This is a genomic window from Chthonomonas sp., assembly GCF_035294165.1.
GTDB lineage: Bacteria > Armatimonadota > Chthonomonadetes > Chthonomonadales > Chthonomonadaceae > Chthonomonas.
Window position 1 is genome coordinate 1 of the sequence record NZ_DATGLN010000169.1, and the last position, 14,695, is coordinate 14,695.

Annotated in this window: 13 protein-coding genes; 7 read left to right on the plus strand and 6 right to left on the minus strand. The window is 57.0% G+C overall.

Features of this window, described 5'->3' with window-relative positions:
* Positions 1-901: hypothetical protein (locus tag VKV29_RS08750; protein ID WP_324200926.1), on the plus strand; the 901-nt coding region annotated here is incomplete at its 5' end.
* A gap of 102 nt (positions 902-1,003) precedes the next feature.
* Here the strand turns inward: VKV29_RS08750 and VKV29_RS08755 are convergent.
* The 3 genes from VKV29_RS08755 to VKV29_RS08765 form a co-directional block, all read right to left on the minus strand.
* A complete protein-coding gene (locus tag VKV29_RS08755) occupies positions 1,004-1,507 on the minus strand; it encodes a hypothetical protein (RefSeq protein WP_324200927.1) in 504 nt (167 codons plus the stop codon).
* A gap of 13 nt (positions 1,508-1,520) precedes the next feature.
* Positions 1,521-1,742 carry a hypothetical protein gene (locus VKV29_RS08760; RefSeq protein WP_324200928.1) on the minus strand — a complete coding sequence of 74 codons (222 nt, stop codon included), beginning with the start codon at positions 1,740-1,742 and terminating at the stop codon, positions 1,521-1,523.
* A gap of 130 nt (positions 1,743-1,872) precedes the next feature.
* Positions 1,873-3,027: a hypothetical protein gene (locus VKV29_RS08765; RefSeq protein ID WP_324200929.1), complete on the minus strand. Its 1,155-nt coding sequence runs from the start codon at positions 3,025-3,027 to the stop codon at positions 1,873-1,875.
* Positions 3,028-3,179: 152 nt separating this feature from the next.
* Here VKV29_RS08765 and VKV29_RS08770 point away from each other — a divergent pair, with 152 nt between their 5' ends.
* Positions 3,180-3,413, plus strand: coding sequence for a hypothetical protein (locus tag VKV29_RS08770; protein WP_324200930.1), 234 nt, complete (start codon positions 3,180-3,182; stop codon positions 3,411-3,413).
* Between the two features lie 50 nt (positions 3,414-3,463).
* On the opposite strand, the gene VKV29_RS08775 is transcribed toward VKV29_RS08770, so the two are convergent.
* From VKV29_RS08775 to VKV29_RS08785, 3 genes are read right to left on the minus strand one after another with little or no spacing between them, the layout of a single operon-like run.
* On the minus strand, positions 3,464-4,126 hold the full coding sequence (locus VKV29_RS08775) for a hypothetical protein (RefSeq protein WP_324200931.1): 663 nt from the start codon (positions 4,124-4,126) through the stop codon (positions 3,464-3,466).
* Between the two features lie 5 nt (positions 4,127-4,131).
* The gene (locus VKV29_RS08780) at positions 4,132-5,982 is read right to left on the minus strand and encodes a glutamate mutase L (RefSeq protein WP_414647348.1); all 1,851 of its coding nucleotides are present in this window, start codon (positions 5,980-5,982) and stop codon (positions 4,132-4,134) included.
* Between the two features lie 25 nt (positions 5,983-6,007).
* On the minus strand, positions 6,008-6,409 hold the full coding sequence (locus VKV29_RS08785) for a response regulator (protein ID WP_324200933.1): 402 nt from the start codon (positions 6,407-6,409) through the stop codon (positions 6,008-6,010).
* Between the two features lie 222 nt (positions 6,410-6,631).
* Here VKV29_RS08785 and VKV29_RS08790 point away from each other — a divergent pair, with 222 nt between their 5' ends.
* The 5 genes from VKV29_RS08790 to pgk all read left to right on the plus strand — a co-directional run.
* Positions 6,632-9,937: a hypothetical protein gene (locus VKV29_RS08790; protein ID WP_324200934.1), complete on the plus strand. Its 3,306-nt coding sequence runs from the start codon at positions 6,632-6,634 to the stop codon at positions 9,935-9,937.
* A gap of 13 nt (positions 9,938-9,950) precedes the next feature.
* Positions 9,951-11,678 (plus strand): efflux RND transporter periplasmic adaptor subunit, encoded by a 1,728-nt coding sequence (locus tag VKV29_RS08795; RefSeq protein ID WP_324200935.1) that lies wholly within the window; start codon positions 9,951-9,953, stop codon positions 11,676-11,678.
* A 26-nt stretch (positions 11,679-11,704) separates the two neighbouring features.
* Entirely contained in the window at positions 11,705-12,943 is a 1,239-nt protein-coding gene (locus tag VKV29_RS08800; protein WP_324200936.1) for an ABC transporter permease, read from the plus strand.
* A 503-nt stretch (positions 12,944-13,446) separates the two neighbouring features.
* Entirely contained in the window at positions 13,447-14,460 is a 1,014-nt protein-coding gene (gap, locus tag VKV29_RS08805) for a type I glyceraldehyde-3-phosphate dehydrogenase (protein WP_324200937.1), read from the plus strand.
* Positions 14,461-14,468: 8 nt separating this feature from the next.
* Positions 14,469-14,695, plus strand: a 227-nt coding sequence (pgk, locus tag VKV29_RS08810; protein WP_324200938.1) for a phosphoglycerate kinase, incomplete at its 3' end; no start/stop codon positions are given.

Sequence of the window (14,695 nt, forward strand, 5' to 3'; positions counted from 1 at the left end):
GCCCACGGTGTCTACAAACACCTTAGACATTTCCAACTATGGCGGCGATGGCGATTCCATCGCGATCATGCCTAATGGAGATACGGCGGTGGTGTCGGGCGACTCCAGTTCGCAGTTGCTGGTGGTATCCGGCATCGTTTCGGGCAAGCCGGCTGCTGCCGGAACCATAGCCATACCCGACAATCGTGATGGAGTGGTCATCTCCAACGACGGCAAGGTATTGCTGGCACGAGGAAGTAGCGGCCTGACGGTGTTCTCCATTGCGCCGGCGAGTGGAGGGGGCTATACCTTTACACAAACCGCCAATTTAGCGGCACAGGGCGCCTCCAACATGGAGGATGGACGCGATGGCATGGCTATCAGCCCTATGGACTCGAGTCGAGCGGTCGTTATTGGGGATGCTAACGGCAGTATGGTCGTAAGCCTTATTGTCGGTTTGCCCGGCAATCCCTCCGTGCGTTCGGTGCATCTTAGGACTCCGGCTTCGATGTCGCTGACCAGTCGCCAAGTCGTTCGGCCTGAAAGGCACGGCTCTCGGCTGGCGTTAAGCGGTGTATCGGTGCTTCATGCGGTGGCCGTTTCACCGGATGGTAAGCTGGCCGTTGTGGGTACCGATGCGGGGTTGATTCTGCTTTCCGGCGTGGATACCGGCAACTTGGCGCAGGTAGGCAATATCTACAGCCCCAGCTTCACGGTTGGAAATCAGTCGTATCAGCTAGGGCTGGTAACCACGCTGGGCTTTACGTTGGATGGGAAATATGTCGTTGTAGGAGCGCAACAACCATCCGCTGCTAATGGGACGGTGCTGTTGATTCCGGTCTCCGCAAGTGGGTTTGGGGCACCGTTTGCCCAAGCCACCGGCATATCCATCCCGGCTAACGATCAGATTCTGATCCACTAGCGCTTTAGTTAGGTACGGACATGCGCTGTAGTTGCCCAAGGAGAGACTCTCTCCTTGGGCTTTTTTTCGTCCTAGGCGCATGAAGCACAATAAGTTTAGAGGTTACTCGATAATGCTTTCTGTCACGCCGTTCATCCAGGTAAGCTCGGCGTGGAGCAGAGTGCCTTCTAGCAGGAAGTTGAAAGCATGAAGGCCGGTGAGTGGATAAGGGGTACCGTCGGCACGCAGTCCGAGACCGACCCAAAGTCCGTCAAATGCATTTGGATGAGCGGCGGTAACTTGGATGCGCTTTGTTTCGACGATAATCTCCACGATGCCCGGAAAAAGCCCAATGGTTTGCGTATTTTTTCCACCGCTGATGCTGGGCACATAGTAAGAGAGCGCCGTATGGATGGTTCCTTCGGAGTTGGCGTCGGGGCCTTGAATGAGGATGGACATGCTTTCGACATCGGCCTGTGCTATCTCGCGCCCGTTTAGGAAGAGATAGAAAGAAAGCGGGTCTTTTTGGGTGACGACGAGAAGGGTAAGCCCGCCGCCTTGAATGCGGGCTAGATCGGAGGCACTGGGTTGTGGCACGCTGCTGTTATGGCCGGATGCATTGCTCATAGACTCGTTCCTTTTAACCTTTGATGGTAGAAGCGGCCGTGTAGAAGGAACTACGGCCAGCTCGGTGCAGTGTTAGTTTACCTGCATTCACCAAACGGCGAAGGAGGCGGGAGGCCTGATCTTCGTTTAGCTTGCAGAGGCTCATCACATCATGGCGCGAGATGCGCTGATGGGTCTGCACATACTGCAGTACCAGAGTTTCCTGTTGCAGCGGCTCGAACCCACGTTGGCGCACATAGCCGATCGCCTGTCTGAACCGCCGGTAGATTTCGGCAGAGAGAAGAAACACGCGCGCGAATAATAAACACGCGCGCGTGTTTTAAACGCGCGATCGCGTGTTTATTTCAGGCACAGTGCGGCGTCTCTTAGAGCACCTCGATGATCTCGACATTGGCACGAGGGACGGTGACGAGACGACCATCGGCGAGTTTCGCACGCAAAACGCGCACCACAGCCCCCGATTCCACCTGTTCGGGAGCGATGGGCAACTCGGCAACCTCGCCGATCTCGCCAAAATAGGGCGAGCGTATCAGGCGAATGGGTGTGCCAACGCCAAGCTCTTGGGTGGGTTGGATATCGGCATCTCGATAGGACTGTTCCGTCGGGTCTAGTGGCACGATCACTTCAGGGCGAAGGACGCCGGCCCTTATTTGGGTGGCCCCGTTGATGGAGGCCTGTTTACCCTCCAACTGGCAGAACAGGCGGAAGGTACGCTCGGCCATGGGGATGGAGCCGAACCCCTCCGTGAGAATGAGTGTGAAGGGGATTGGCTCTTGGCCGGTGATGGCCACCCCGATGTCGTAGTTGGGGTCGTTGAGCATGTCGGCCAAGAAGGCGATGAGATCGGTGTCCACAATGCCCCCAGAAACCACGCCGGCAACGCCTACCGTTGCAGCCTTGTGCAAGGCCTCCGGGGTGATGAGGCTGCCGCCTACCACAACCCCACCCTGATGCTTTTCGTGGATGTGCTGCTCGGTGAGGGGGCTATCGGGGCCGCCGGTTACCACATGAACGGTGCCCAAGCGTTCGCCTCCAACCCCAAAGATACCTTGTACTAGCGCGCCGGCACAACGGATCACCACGCCCTCTTGGGGAAGCACACGCAGGACATGCCCACGCACATAAGCGCGTTGTTCTACCGGCAGAGGAGGGGGGCGAATGCCGATATTGCCGGTTGTAGGGGAGATAAGCTCTACGGTGCCGCTGAGAGGAGCATAGAACCGGCTACGGAAAAATCGCCCAAAAAGCCCTCGCGTTTCGGCCAAAAGGTCTCCTTTTTGCACTCGGTCGCCCTGTTTTATTTTGAGCACCGTTGGCAAAGCCGAGGCCTCTATGCCGAGTTGGGCGGCGAGGCGAAAGGTTTGCATGGGACTTGGCAGCTCGGCACGCGCTACCACCGTATCCGGCAAAACCTCGTCGCCTTCCTTTACAAGCACCTCCCCTTTCACCGGTAGACGCCGTTCCTTTTCGATGAGGGTGTAGGATGAGACTTTCAGGCCGGGGGTATAGGCGGTACTCATAGCAATGTGCGCGGAAACCGCCGGCTTTAGCCGAGGGGTAGGGCGTCGGCCTTGAGCGGAAGAAGCGCACCCTCCTTTCGTTAGGGATAGTCATCGAATAATTGAGTATACTTCGGTATACGCGATATGTGGATACCCAAAGGGCAACTCGAATGCGTTTGACCGTCCAACTCAAACTGCTGCCCACTCCGGAACAGGCCGACGCACTCCGTCACACGCTTGAGACGACTAATGAGGGGGAGGGCGTCGGCCTTGAGGGGAAGGGCGTCGGCCTTGATCGGGGAGAAACCGACCTCGTGTTCTCCAACGGCTCCTGGTATCTGGTTGCCGCCTGTCAAATCGAAACACCCCAACCCTTCGAGAGCGAGGGGGAGGCCTTGCACTGAGAGACCCTCGCCTTTAGGCGTGCGGTCGTTTACAGGGCTAGGTTCCTCCATTATTGTGGTCGCATATCGCGTCGGGTAACCACATCAATGCGTCCGCTGAGATAGAGAATAACGGTTTTGGCGTTCTCCGGATCGCCGGTATTATGGGGAAACGAGAGCGCCTTATAAAGAATGGCTTGGTCGTTGACGTTGTTGATAGGCGGAATGCTGACGGTGGCGTTGGGAGGGGCATTGGGCTTTTCGATGAGCAGCACGGTTCTATCGGGGTCTATGGAAGACTGCGTGTCGGTATCGGATTTTTGGGTAAAGGAGCCGCTCGGCTCAAAATTGTATTCCGAGGCGTAGGTGTTGAAGGCATAGCCCACCTCGCCGTTGTCGGCCGGCCCGTGCAAGAAAGCTTCACGCCCACCTGGCCGGCTGCTCGAAGCGGAGAGATAGCCGAGGATAGCATCCGTCCAATGGTCTGCTTTTGGCAATCTGCCATCAAAATCTTTGCTGTATAAGAGCATGGCGCTATAGAGAGTATGTAGGTTCTCTTGGGCGATCACGATGTCGCGCTGGGCTTTAAAGCTCATGAAGCCACGATAGCCGCCCCACAGCACCCCGGCGATGACGATAAGGGCTACGAAAAGCGTGATATAGTTCAACTCTCTTTGCCCAAAACGCAGTGTGGCTTTGCGTTCGGGACGTGAGGGCGTTGGTGTAATATTCATAGCGTTCAGGCCTCTACCACAGTTTGGCTTTGTTGCGGCAAGGGTATATTCAGGGTGCGATACCATTCCTGCAGACAATAGAGACGTGCATTGGGGTCGCTTGGGAGTTGCAACGGCCGCCCGCGCGCATCCACGATCAGGCCTACCACCCCACCTTTAACAACACGTCGTACGGCGCGCCCGCGCCCGGCCCCCAAATCGAAGGCACGTGAGGGAGTAACCGTTATCTCCTGCTCCTCCGGCTCGCCGGCAGAGTTCAGTCCTAAAGGATAGACTCGAAGCGCTCCGAACGGCACAATATCTTGCCGATCTTCCCATTCGACGGCAACGCAAGGCTCTCCCTCTCTGCTTACGCCGATCGGCGCGATGCATGTTCCCAGATAGACGAGGCAGTCGCGTTGGAAAACGTGGGTCGCGGCTTCCGGATGGAGGGTAGAGAGCACACCGAGTTGAGGCATCATAAAGATAGAGTCCACGGTGAGCAGGGTAAAGCCTTCGGGTTGAAAGGCATCGAGCATCATAAGGGCGGCTTGAGCGCGAAGAGGCGCATGGGAGAGCACACCGCCTGAACCCACGATAACATCCAAATCCAGCATATTAATAAGGCTTTTGGAGGTTTTTTGCTCGAAGATTTGGCCGACATTTTTGGCCTGAGCCACCCCGAACAGGTCTCTGGCGAGCGATTTGTGATGTTCAAACGCGAGGGCGAGCGCTTCGCGACAGACGGCCTGTTCTAGCAGCAGATCGGTGAGGAGTTGTGGAATGGTGGTGGGACGAATCATCTTGTTACGCAGTTGGTTACGAACGTCGGAGGCCTCGACGGAAAAGGGGAGCCAGCGACAGATACGATCGATTTTCGCCTCTGCGAGGACGTTACAGATGGAGTACGACATGCCTAAGTTGGCCGAGACGGTGCGGGTAAAGTGACCATCGAAAACCGAGAAGACGTCGGTGGTGGCACCTCCGATGTCCACTCCGAGGAGGTTGATGCCCTGCTGTTCGGCGATGGTCTGCATGATCTTGCCAACGGCGTTGGGGGTGGACATAATGTCGGCGCTGGTCCAGTTCAGCAGTTTGCTATAGCCGGGGGCTTGTTGCATGACATGTTGCAGAAAGACCTCATGAATGGCCTCTCGTGCCGGCCCGAGGTTTTCGCGTTCCAGAGTGGGGCGTAGGTTAGGCACTTGGCGAAGGTCGAAGTGCCCATTGAGAATCTCGGCCACCTGTGGGTAGGCATCGGGGTTGCCGGCGTAGATGACGGGCAGTTTGGTGTTGTGGCCGAGGCGGGGGCGCGGGTCGGCAGCAAGCAGCATCTCGGCCATTTCAACGAGGTGAATAACGGTGCCGCCATCGGTGCCCCCGGCCATTAGGAGGATATCGGGTCGAAGCTGGCGCAGGCGCTCCACGCGCTCAAAGTCTTTGCGCCCGTCGTCGGTGGCCAGCACATCAATGACGATGGCGCCGGCGCCAAGGGCGGCGCGTTGGGCGCTTTCCGCGCTCATTCGCTTCACCACGCCGATCACGGTCATCTGCAGCCCTCCGCCGGCGCTAGATGTCGAGAGGTAGAGGTCTACCCCTGAGCCATCCTCTTGTTGTGGGGTCAGCGGTTTTCCGCTATCGTCGAGGAGGCGGCGCCCACGCAACTCTTCTACTTCGCGAATGGCGTTGGTAACCCCGATGGTAACGTCATCGAACGGCGCCTCGACGGTGGTGGGGGCCTCACCGCGGCAGATGAGGCGGTAGGCGCCATCCGGCTGTTTTTCAATGAGAATGGCTTTGGTGGTAGTGCTGCCACAGTCGGTAGCGAGGATAGAGCGAACCTGATTGGGGTCTATGGGCATTTTGGCGGTGGACATAGGCAATTTTAGCACACAACAGGCTCTATTTGATGTTCTTTATGGCCGGTAGCTTTGGGAAGAGGCCGGCAAGGATTTGCGGCAGGCGCTCCTGGAGGGCCGAGTTGGCTACGAGCTTATCGCATCCGGCGATCTGCGCCTTTGGGCGAACCTCTGAGAGGCGGGTATGGGAGATAAAGCCGAGCACTTTGACCTGGGGATGGAGGCTTTTGGCCCGTTCGGTAATGACCAGAGGCTGCAGGCCCTCAATGTTGAAGTTGATGAGCACCAGCATGGGGGTGATGTGGCGCAGACGCGTTAAGGCCTCGTCTTGGGTTCGGGCGGTGACTACCGCCCAACCTAAGCTTTTCAGTGCGGATTCAATTCGAGACGAAGAGAGCAGATCGGGATTGACGATCAGCACCGTAGGCGTATTAGATGAGTTCATGGTTTTCCCTTTTCGATCTATTCCTCTTTATACATCTATTTCCCTTCTTTTGTATTCCTGTTTACGCTGTTTTCGGTTCTAAGGTATACCGATCGAGTTTGGTTTTAGAATCGTAAGCCTAAAAGCCCCCCATTTGAGAGAGGGAAAATCGGCGGCAGGGATCAACGGAGCCGATGTCAAAAAGAAGAGAGGTTAAATATGGGAGGCTCACGAAGAACAAGAATGCACACCAAAACGATGTTTCTATGGATGACTTTGTTCGGTACCACGGTTCTTGCTGCCTATGCGCAATCTACGCCCAACTCGATGCCACAACGGCGTATTGCGGTGCTAGGAGGAATGCCACCGTTGGTGGCTGAAAGTCTCTCCACAAAGCTCCTCGCAACGCTGCAAAAGGCGCATTTTGCTGCGGCGATTCTGCCCCCACAGCAACTTGCCGATCCGGCACACTTCAATGCCGAAAAGTTCGATCTGTTGATCCTGCCCAATGCCGCCTATCTTCCCGGCAACGCGCAGGCGAACCTGCTGCACTTCCTCCAACAACACGGTCGTCTGCTTTGCATCGGAGGCCCTGCCTTTACCCATAGTGTCTTCCTACAAAACGGCCGTTGGTATCTTCGCCACCAGCTGCTTCAGGAAGCCAAAGGGCGTCCCGTGTTCGACTTTCAAAATGCCGATCCAGCCTCCTGGAACCAAGCCGCCGATTCGCCCGATACGCATATCACCATCACAAAAGAGCCTTCATCGCACGGCACGGCGCTCCACTTCCGCTTTGAAAACTATCATAATTGGGTTAACCTCACAGCGCCCGCATTTCCCGCCTCGCCGTTCGGCCCCCAAGAGAATCTCACCCTCTTCTGGGCAAAAGGGGCGCCCGATACCAATGCCCTCGTCATGGAGTGGGTGGAACGCGACGGCTCGCGCTGGATTACGGCAGTCCCTCTTACCACACACTGGCAACGCTACGTTCTGCTTCCATCTGCCTTTCGATTTTGGGAAGGAGGTCAGGGACGTGGAGGACATGGCGACGTATTTCACCCACAGAACGCGATGCTCTGGCGCATTGGGCTGGCCAACTCGCATGCGCTTATGCCGGAAGGCGAGCACCAATTTTGGATTGCCGATCTGGAAGTCGGAGCCTCTCCCTACGCTGCCGAAGCCGCACCGCCCGATCTCCCTGCGCTTAGCCCCGACTATCGGGGCTATGTGACCGCGCAGGGAGAATGGCGACCTGTCATTCGCGAGCGCGGCCTTGGGTTAGCCGATCAAGGGCGTCCGGGGCGCCTTGTCCTACCGGCAGGAATCACAAATTCAAACGAGGGAAAGGAGGATGACTTTGAGGAGCTAGATAACAGCCGCTGGCTCTACATCCCATTGCAGGGTTCCTACCTTGGCACCTGCTGGGGCGGTATCGCCCTTCCTCCTCATCAAAGCCTGCCTTCCGAAGAGGCACTGCGCGATATGGTGCTGCGGCTTCGTCAACCGGCCTATATCGCCTATGGCGGGGTAGATAAGGCCTCCTATCTTTTTCAGACACCTGTGGTCGTCGGAGCCAAGCTGATCAGTAACTCCGCTCAACCCCAAACACTTCGCCTGAAGTGGCATGTCGAGAGCCTACCCCATTCCGTATCTCCACCTTTCGAGAGGGATTTCACAACAACGGTCTCTTTGGAGCCCTATCAGCAAACCTTGTCGCCAACCTACACGCTAACCGATCTCCCTGCCGGTGAATATAGGGTAACCATCACGCTGCAAACCGACCGACCGGCCTCTGCGCTCTTGGATCGCCTACAGGAGCCGTTTCGCGTGCTGCCCATGAAAACCCGTACCGCCTCCCTTGCCCATTTTGTTCGTGTGGAGGGCGGCGAGTTCGTTTTAGATGGAAAGCCGTGGCGCCCGGTAGGTGTGAACTTTTGGCCGGGCTGGATCGCAGGGCAACGTGTTGACCGCTATCAACACGGATGGCTCTCTCCAGATGAATACGACCCCATTCTCATCCAACGCGACCTCGATATCTGCCATCGCCTCGGGTTTAACGTGGTGAGCGTAGCGTATACCCGACCTGACGAGGGGCCTGCCCTCAACGATTTCCTGATAAGATGCCGAAACCTCGGCATCAAAGCCAACGTATTTCTCGCGTATGCCCATCCGCTCTATTTCGACCCGGAAGCGCTTACGAAACTACTGAATGCGGCCAACATTCGTGGTAACGACACTATTTTTGCCTTCGATATCGCGTGGGAGCCTCATATGGGGCCCTACGACCAACGCAAGGTGTGGGACCCTCAGTGGCGGCAATGGATTAGGGAGCAGTACGGCAGTATCGCGCATGCAGAAGAGATGTGGGGAATGAAAGCGCCACGCGACGCAGAGGGCCAGATCACCGGCCCCTCCGACCAACAGCTTAGCCAAGACGGCTCGTGGCGCATCTTCGTTGCCGCCTACCGCCGATTTTTGGACGATCTCATCAGCCGAGGGTATGCGAAGGTGGTGCAACTGTTGAGGCCTTACGGCCCCCTCATAGGTGCCCGCAGCGGGTACGGAGGCAATGGCAGCCTGTATGTGGCCGGGGTTGCCCCGTTTGACCTGGTCTCCGGAGCAGCACATCTCGACTTCATTTCGCCCGAGGGATATGCCCTTGATGGCGACTGGCCTACCTTCCGCGGAGGGGGCTTTACCGCCGCCTACGCTCGTTGGGCGGGCAATGGGAAACCGGTGTTCTGGGCGGAATTCGGCCGCTCCGTCCTTCCTGCTAACCCTCAACGACTGGAACAACAAGAAGCTTACTACGATAAAATGTGCCGCCTCATCCTTGATACCGGCTCCAATGGAACCGCAGCCTGGTGGTTCCCCGGTGGACTGCGTATTGACGAAAATAGCGACTTCGGCATCATCTCGCCCGACGGAACCCCACGCCCCGCCGCCCTAAGGCTCTCAAAACTCGCCAAAGAGGAACTCCCGAAAGCCGTGATAGACCCCAAACCCACAACCTGGCTGGAAATAGACCGCGATAAGGATGCTCGCGGGTACGCGGGGCTTTATGCGCATTTTCTCCCCATCTATGCCCAACTGCGTGAGGAGGGAAAGATGCCTGGAGTGCGAACCAGCGGCACCGACACCACCACCAAAACCGTGCCGCTAACCGCCGTCGGCGACCTGCCTCTAAAAGGGCTAGAGCCACTGCAATTTGTCAACGGAGAAATATTGCCTATCGGTACCGATCCCGATGGATTTCCGCAACAACTCCTTCTTACCAACACCGGGGAGGCGGAATGGTTGGCCGCCGGAGCCGGGAGGGTTGGGCTTATGATCCTGAGCCAAGATCGCCTGCTTGGCATCCTCCCCCTCACCAAAGATGTGCCTCGTTACGGCCAGGTGCCAATAGATGCCGCGCAGATACGCCGGCTCCTCTCTCCTAATCCACCGGTATCTATCACCCTTCGATTGGTGTTACAAGACCGTCCCGATGCGCCGAACCGCATTCCCTTCGGCCAGGCCGTTACCATCGCTATCGGTAACTCACAATAAACTCGGAAAGCCCATGAAAAAATTCGCTATCGGTTGCTCGTTCTTGCTGCTGTGTGCCTTGGTGATGGGGATATGGGTCGCCCATATCCTTGCCAAACCCGCTCAAAAATCCGATGAAACCGAAAAGGTCACGCGCGGCGATGTGGTTGTCAAGGTGGTAGAAGATGGCACCATCGAGCCACTTAGCAAAGTAGACGTGAAGTCGAAAGTGGCCGGTCGAATTCTTAGGCTCTACGCGCATGAGGGGCAGACCGTGCGCCAAGGCCAGATACTTGCCACCATAGACCCCATAGACGTGATCAACCAGGTAAAAGCGCTCGAAGCGCAACTGGATGCGGCAGAGGCTCGTCTCGCGTCGGCACGGAAAGCCGCCCTGCTTCAAGACCAACAGACGAGCGCCACCATTGCGCAGTATCAACAGAACCTCGCCCAAGCCAAAGCACGCCTCGATGAGGCCGAGCTGCAGGCCACAGCGCAACCCCAACTCAACACGCAGGCCATTCAAAATGCGAAGGCCGGCTTGCAAGCGGCAAAGGCCAACCTGAAAGCGCAGGAGCAGGCCCTTGAACTGATGGTCAAAACGACCCACCCCAATGCGGTCGCCTCCGCTCGCTCCGCCTATCAGCAGGCGCTCGCCCAAGAGCAGAATGCGGCCTTGAACCTCCAACGGCAAAAACAGTTGCTTCAAAAGGGCTTTGTGTCGCAGTCCGCCGTAGATGCAGCCGAAGAGACCTACCTCGTCGCCAAAGCGCAAGAGCAGGAGGCGAAGGAGAAACTCGACCGTATTGAGGAGGCCAACGCCATCGAGGAGCAAAGCGCACGAAGCCAGGTGGCCGCCGCCCAAGCCCAGGTCGCCCAAGCAGAAACCGCTTTGCGTCAGGCTCAACTCAACCCGCAGCCCATCGCTTCACAGGACGAATTGGCCAGCGCTAAGGCCGCCTACCGGCAAGCGCTTGCGCAATTGGCACAGGCCCGCAGCAACCTCATCCAAAATAAAATGCGCCGTGACGATGTGCTCGCCGCTGCCGCCGACGCCCAACAGATTCGTAACCAACTCAACGCTGCCCTCGTACAGCTTCACGACACCACCATCTACTCGCCTATGACGGGAGTTATTACCAAACGCTATGTGGAACCCGGCGACCTCATCACCTCAGCCATCAGCTCCTTCACCTCAGGCTCCCCGATCTACCAGGTGGCCGACCTCGGCACCATGTTGGTGAAGATCGAGGTGAATGAGGTAGACATCAACAAGATTCGGGTGGGCATGCCAACCGAAGTCACCACAAGCGCCTCACCAGGAGTGGTTTTTTGGGGGCGCGTGAGCAAGGTGGCTCCCGCTGCCTCCTCCTACACTGCGGCAACTGCCTCCAACGGAACGGCAACACCCCAAAACACCGTTATTCGGTTCCCCGTAGAGATACGCATCGATCATGCCGACCCGCGCCTTCGCCCCGGCATGAGCGCCCACTGTACCATCATCGTGGCAGCACGGCATAATGTGCTGAGAGTACCGGTAGACTGTCTCTACGGCAGCGGCCCACAACCCCAGGTGAAAGTGGTGCTTGCACCGGCTTCGGCCGACCACCCCAAACCGATAACGCAAATGCGCACCATTCAGATCGGCATTCAAGACGACAACTATGCCGAGGTGCTCTCTGGCCTCAAGGAGGGCGAGGTGCTTATGCCCGCCCCCTATACCGGCCCGCCACGGCAGAAATTCGACATCCATGAAGAGTAAAGTCCTGTGAAGAGTTTATCGCGCCTATGACCTTTTGGCACTGCCTTATCACCGCCCTCAACAACCTGCGCATGAATAAGTTGCGCTCGGGGCTTACCATGCTCGGCATCGTCATTGGGGTGAGCGCCGTGATCATGATGGTGGCCATTCTTCAGGGCATGTCGCGTCGCGTTGCCGCCGAGTTCGAGAAGATGGGTTCCAATTTAATCATGGTTATCTACGAACCCGACAACAAAACGCACGATCGAGCCGTTCGCCGTATTGACGGCTTCAAGATGCGCGATGTAGAGGACATCCTTCAGCGCTGTAACCTCATTACACGGGTATCACCCCAGTTGCCCTTGCCAAACAGCACGGCCGTGCACAACGGCAAACATCTCGACGTGCAAATCTATGGGGTTATGCCGGACTATGCAGCCCTTCTCGACGTTCCCTTAGCCTCCGGTCGCTTCATTACCGAGCTTGATCTGCAACAGTGGGCAAAAGTCTGCGTCATCGGCTCGAAGGTAGCCACCGAGCTTTTCGGCAAACAAAACCCCATTGGTGCCGAAGTAGACCTCAACAACATCCCCTTTACCGTGGTCGGGGTTGCCAAGCCAAAAGGGCGCTCCTTTATGGGCGATCAGGATACCCTTGTCTACGCACCGCTCTCTACCGTGCAGCAGCGCATGGTGGGCACCGACCTAGTGGGGATTATCTACGCGCAGCCGGTAAGCCTTCAAAAAATGGAACAGGCGAAAGACCAGATATGGCGTTGCCTTATGCGCCGCTATGCCGACGTGCCCGGCATCAAAGTGGATAGTTTAGACACGGTTCTGCAGAGCATTACCACCGTCTTCGCCGCTTTTACCCTCGTGCTTGGCTCCATCGCGGCACTCGCGCTTTTAGTGGGTGGCATAGGCATCATGAACATCATGCTGGTTTCCGTTACCGAACGCACACGCGAGATCGGCCTGCGTAAGGCCGTTGGGGCAAAGCAAAAGGACATCCTCATTCAATTTCTCATCGAATCGGCCACCCTATCGGGCATCGGAGGACTTACCGGGGTTGGCATCGGCTCGGCGCTCTCTTATGCCATCGGCTACATCTCCACCTTTATCAAGGCATTAAACAATAACGGCCATAAAGGTTTGGCCATCTATGTGCCGCTTTGGGCCGTTGTGGGTGCCTTCGTTTTTTCTGCCGGTGTCGGGGTGTTTTTTGGCCTCTACCCTGCAGTGCGTGCCTCCAAGCTCGACCCCATCCAAGCCCTACGTTATGAGTAGGCCCTCGATTAAAACATGGCAATCCCATGGGGTAACCTCAAGGGCGCCCTTCCACTCAGAGCTTGTGGGAAGTGAAACTTAAGATTTCTCGCCTTCGGCTCGAAATGACAGGCGTCTCTCTTACCGGCTCTTCAAGGCCTACCCCTACAAGCCCCCACCCCCACTCCCCTCTCCCTATCAGGGACAGGGGCACCTCGCAGTGAGCATCTCAGCGGCCTGTTTCATACTCTTTACCCGTCTATCTCTCTGGCCGCTGCATCGCCGTGCGCTAGCACCTCCCGAATCGGGGGAAAGGATGGGATAGGGGGCGAGCAAGATAAGCTCACTCTACAAACCGCCTCTAGACCTGGGAGGTTGTTAGCCTCACTGCGCATATGCGCTGAATTCGCAAATTTTGCTTCTATTCCCATCGCAAGCAACCAAGGCCACTTTTCGGGTAGTATTAAAAGAGATACCGCGTGCACCGTGGGAATTTTGAAAACGATTTTCAGGAGGATACCATCATGCCCGTACGCGTAGGCATTAACGGGTTCGGACGCATAGGTCGCATCACCCTTCGCACCATCCTTGAGCGTCACCCCGACACCATTGAGGTCGTCGCCGTGAACGACCTCACCGACACCGCAACGAACGCGCACCTATTTAAGTACGACACCAACTATGGGGTTTTTAAAGGCCATGTGGAGGCCAAAGAGGACGCCTTCATCGTCAACGGTAAAAAAATCCGTGTGTTTGCCGAGCGCAACCCCGCCGATATTCGTTGGGACGAGGTCGGTGCCGAGGTCGTCATCGAATCCACCGGTCTATTTACCGATGCCACTAAAGCCGTCGCCCATCGTGAACATGGCGTAAAGAAGGTGGTGATCTCGGCCCCCGCTAAAAATGAGGATCTAACGATTGTCTTAGGCGTCAATGAAATGATGTACGATCCGGCCCGGCATCACGTCATCTCCAACGCCTCCTGTACCACCAACGGCCTAGCTCCCGTCGCGAAGTTCCTCTTCGACCGCTTCGGCATTGAGAAAGGCATTCTTACGACAGTTCATTCCTACACCAACTCGCAACGCCTGCAGGATACCGCCGCCAAAGACCTGCGGGATGCCCGTGCTGCCGCAGAAAACATTGTTCCCTCCGAAACCGGCGCGGCGCGCGCCGTAGGCCTGGTCATTCCGGAGCTGAAAGGCCGCTTCCACGGCATATCCTTCCGCGTGCCCACGGCAACCGTCTCTATTGTGGACTTCACCGCCCTCCTCGGTCGCGATGTGACCAAAGAAGAGGTGAACGCCGTCGCCAAAGAGTATGCCGAAGGCCCGATGAAAGGCATCCTACAGTACACCGAAGAACCCCTCGTCTCCTCAGACCTTAAAGGCAATCCGCACTCCTCCATCTACTCCGCCATAGATACCGTCGTGGTGGGCGGCAACATGGTGAAGGTGCTCGCCTGGTACGATAACGAGTGGGGATATTCCTGTCGCGTCGGCGACCTCGTTCACTATCTGGCACAGCGGGGGCTTTAAAATACGCGATGAACAAGAAAACCGTTCGTGATGTGGATGTGCGCGGCAAACGGGTTCTCACGCGGGTGGACTTCAACGTCCCCCAGGATGAGAACGGGGCGATCACAGACGATACGCGCATTGTGGCGGCGCTTCCCACCATCCGCTATCTCAAAGATGCCGGAGCGAAGGTTATTCTCGTTTCCCACCTAGGCAGACCCAAGGGCGTCACCCCCAAATACACCCTCGCTCCGGT

Excerpts from the sequence above, each read along its gene's own strand:
- VKV29_RS08770 (WP_324200930.1), top strand. The coding sequence starts at position 3,180 with ATGCGTTTGACCGTCCAACTCAAACTGCTGCCCACTCCGGAACAGGCC.
- VKV29_RS08785 (WP_324200933.1), bottom strand. The coding sequence starts at position 6,409 with ATGAACTCATCTAATACGCCTACGGTGCTGATCGTCAATCCCGATCTG.
- VKV29_RS08800 (WP_324200936.1), top strand. The coding sequence starts at position 11,705 with ATGACCTTTTGGCACTGCCTTATCACCGCCCTCAACAACCTGCGCATG.
- VKV29_RS08795 (WP_324200935.1), top strand. The coding sequence starts at position 9,951 with ATGAAAAAATTCGCTATCGGTTGCTCGTTCTTGCTGCTGTGTGCCTTG.
- VKV29_RS08780 (WP_414647348.1), bottom strand. The coding sequence starts at position 5,982 with ATGTCCACCGCCAAAATGCCCATAGACCCCAATCAGGTTCGCTCTATC.
- VKV29_RS08755 (WP_324200927.1), bottom strand. The coding sequence starts at position 1,507 with ATGAGCAATGCATCCGGCCATAACAGCAGCGTGCCACAACCCAGTGCC.
- VKV29_RS08790 (WP_324200934.1), top strand. The coding sequence starts at position 6,632 with ATGCACACCAAAACGATGTTTCTATGGATGACTTTGTTCGGTACCACG.
- VKV29_RS08765 (WP_324200929.1), bottom strand. The coding sequence starts at position 3,027 with ATGAGTACCGCCTATACCCCCGGCCTGAAAGTCTCATCCTACACCCTC.
- VKV29_RS08775 (WP_324200931.1), bottom strand. The coding sequence starts at position 4,126 with ATGAATATTACACCAACGCCCTCACGTCCCGAACGCAAAGCCACACTG.
- gap (WP_324200937.1), top strand. The coding sequence starts at position 13,447 with ATGCCCGTACGCGTAGGCATTAACGGGTTCGGACGCATAGGTCGCATC.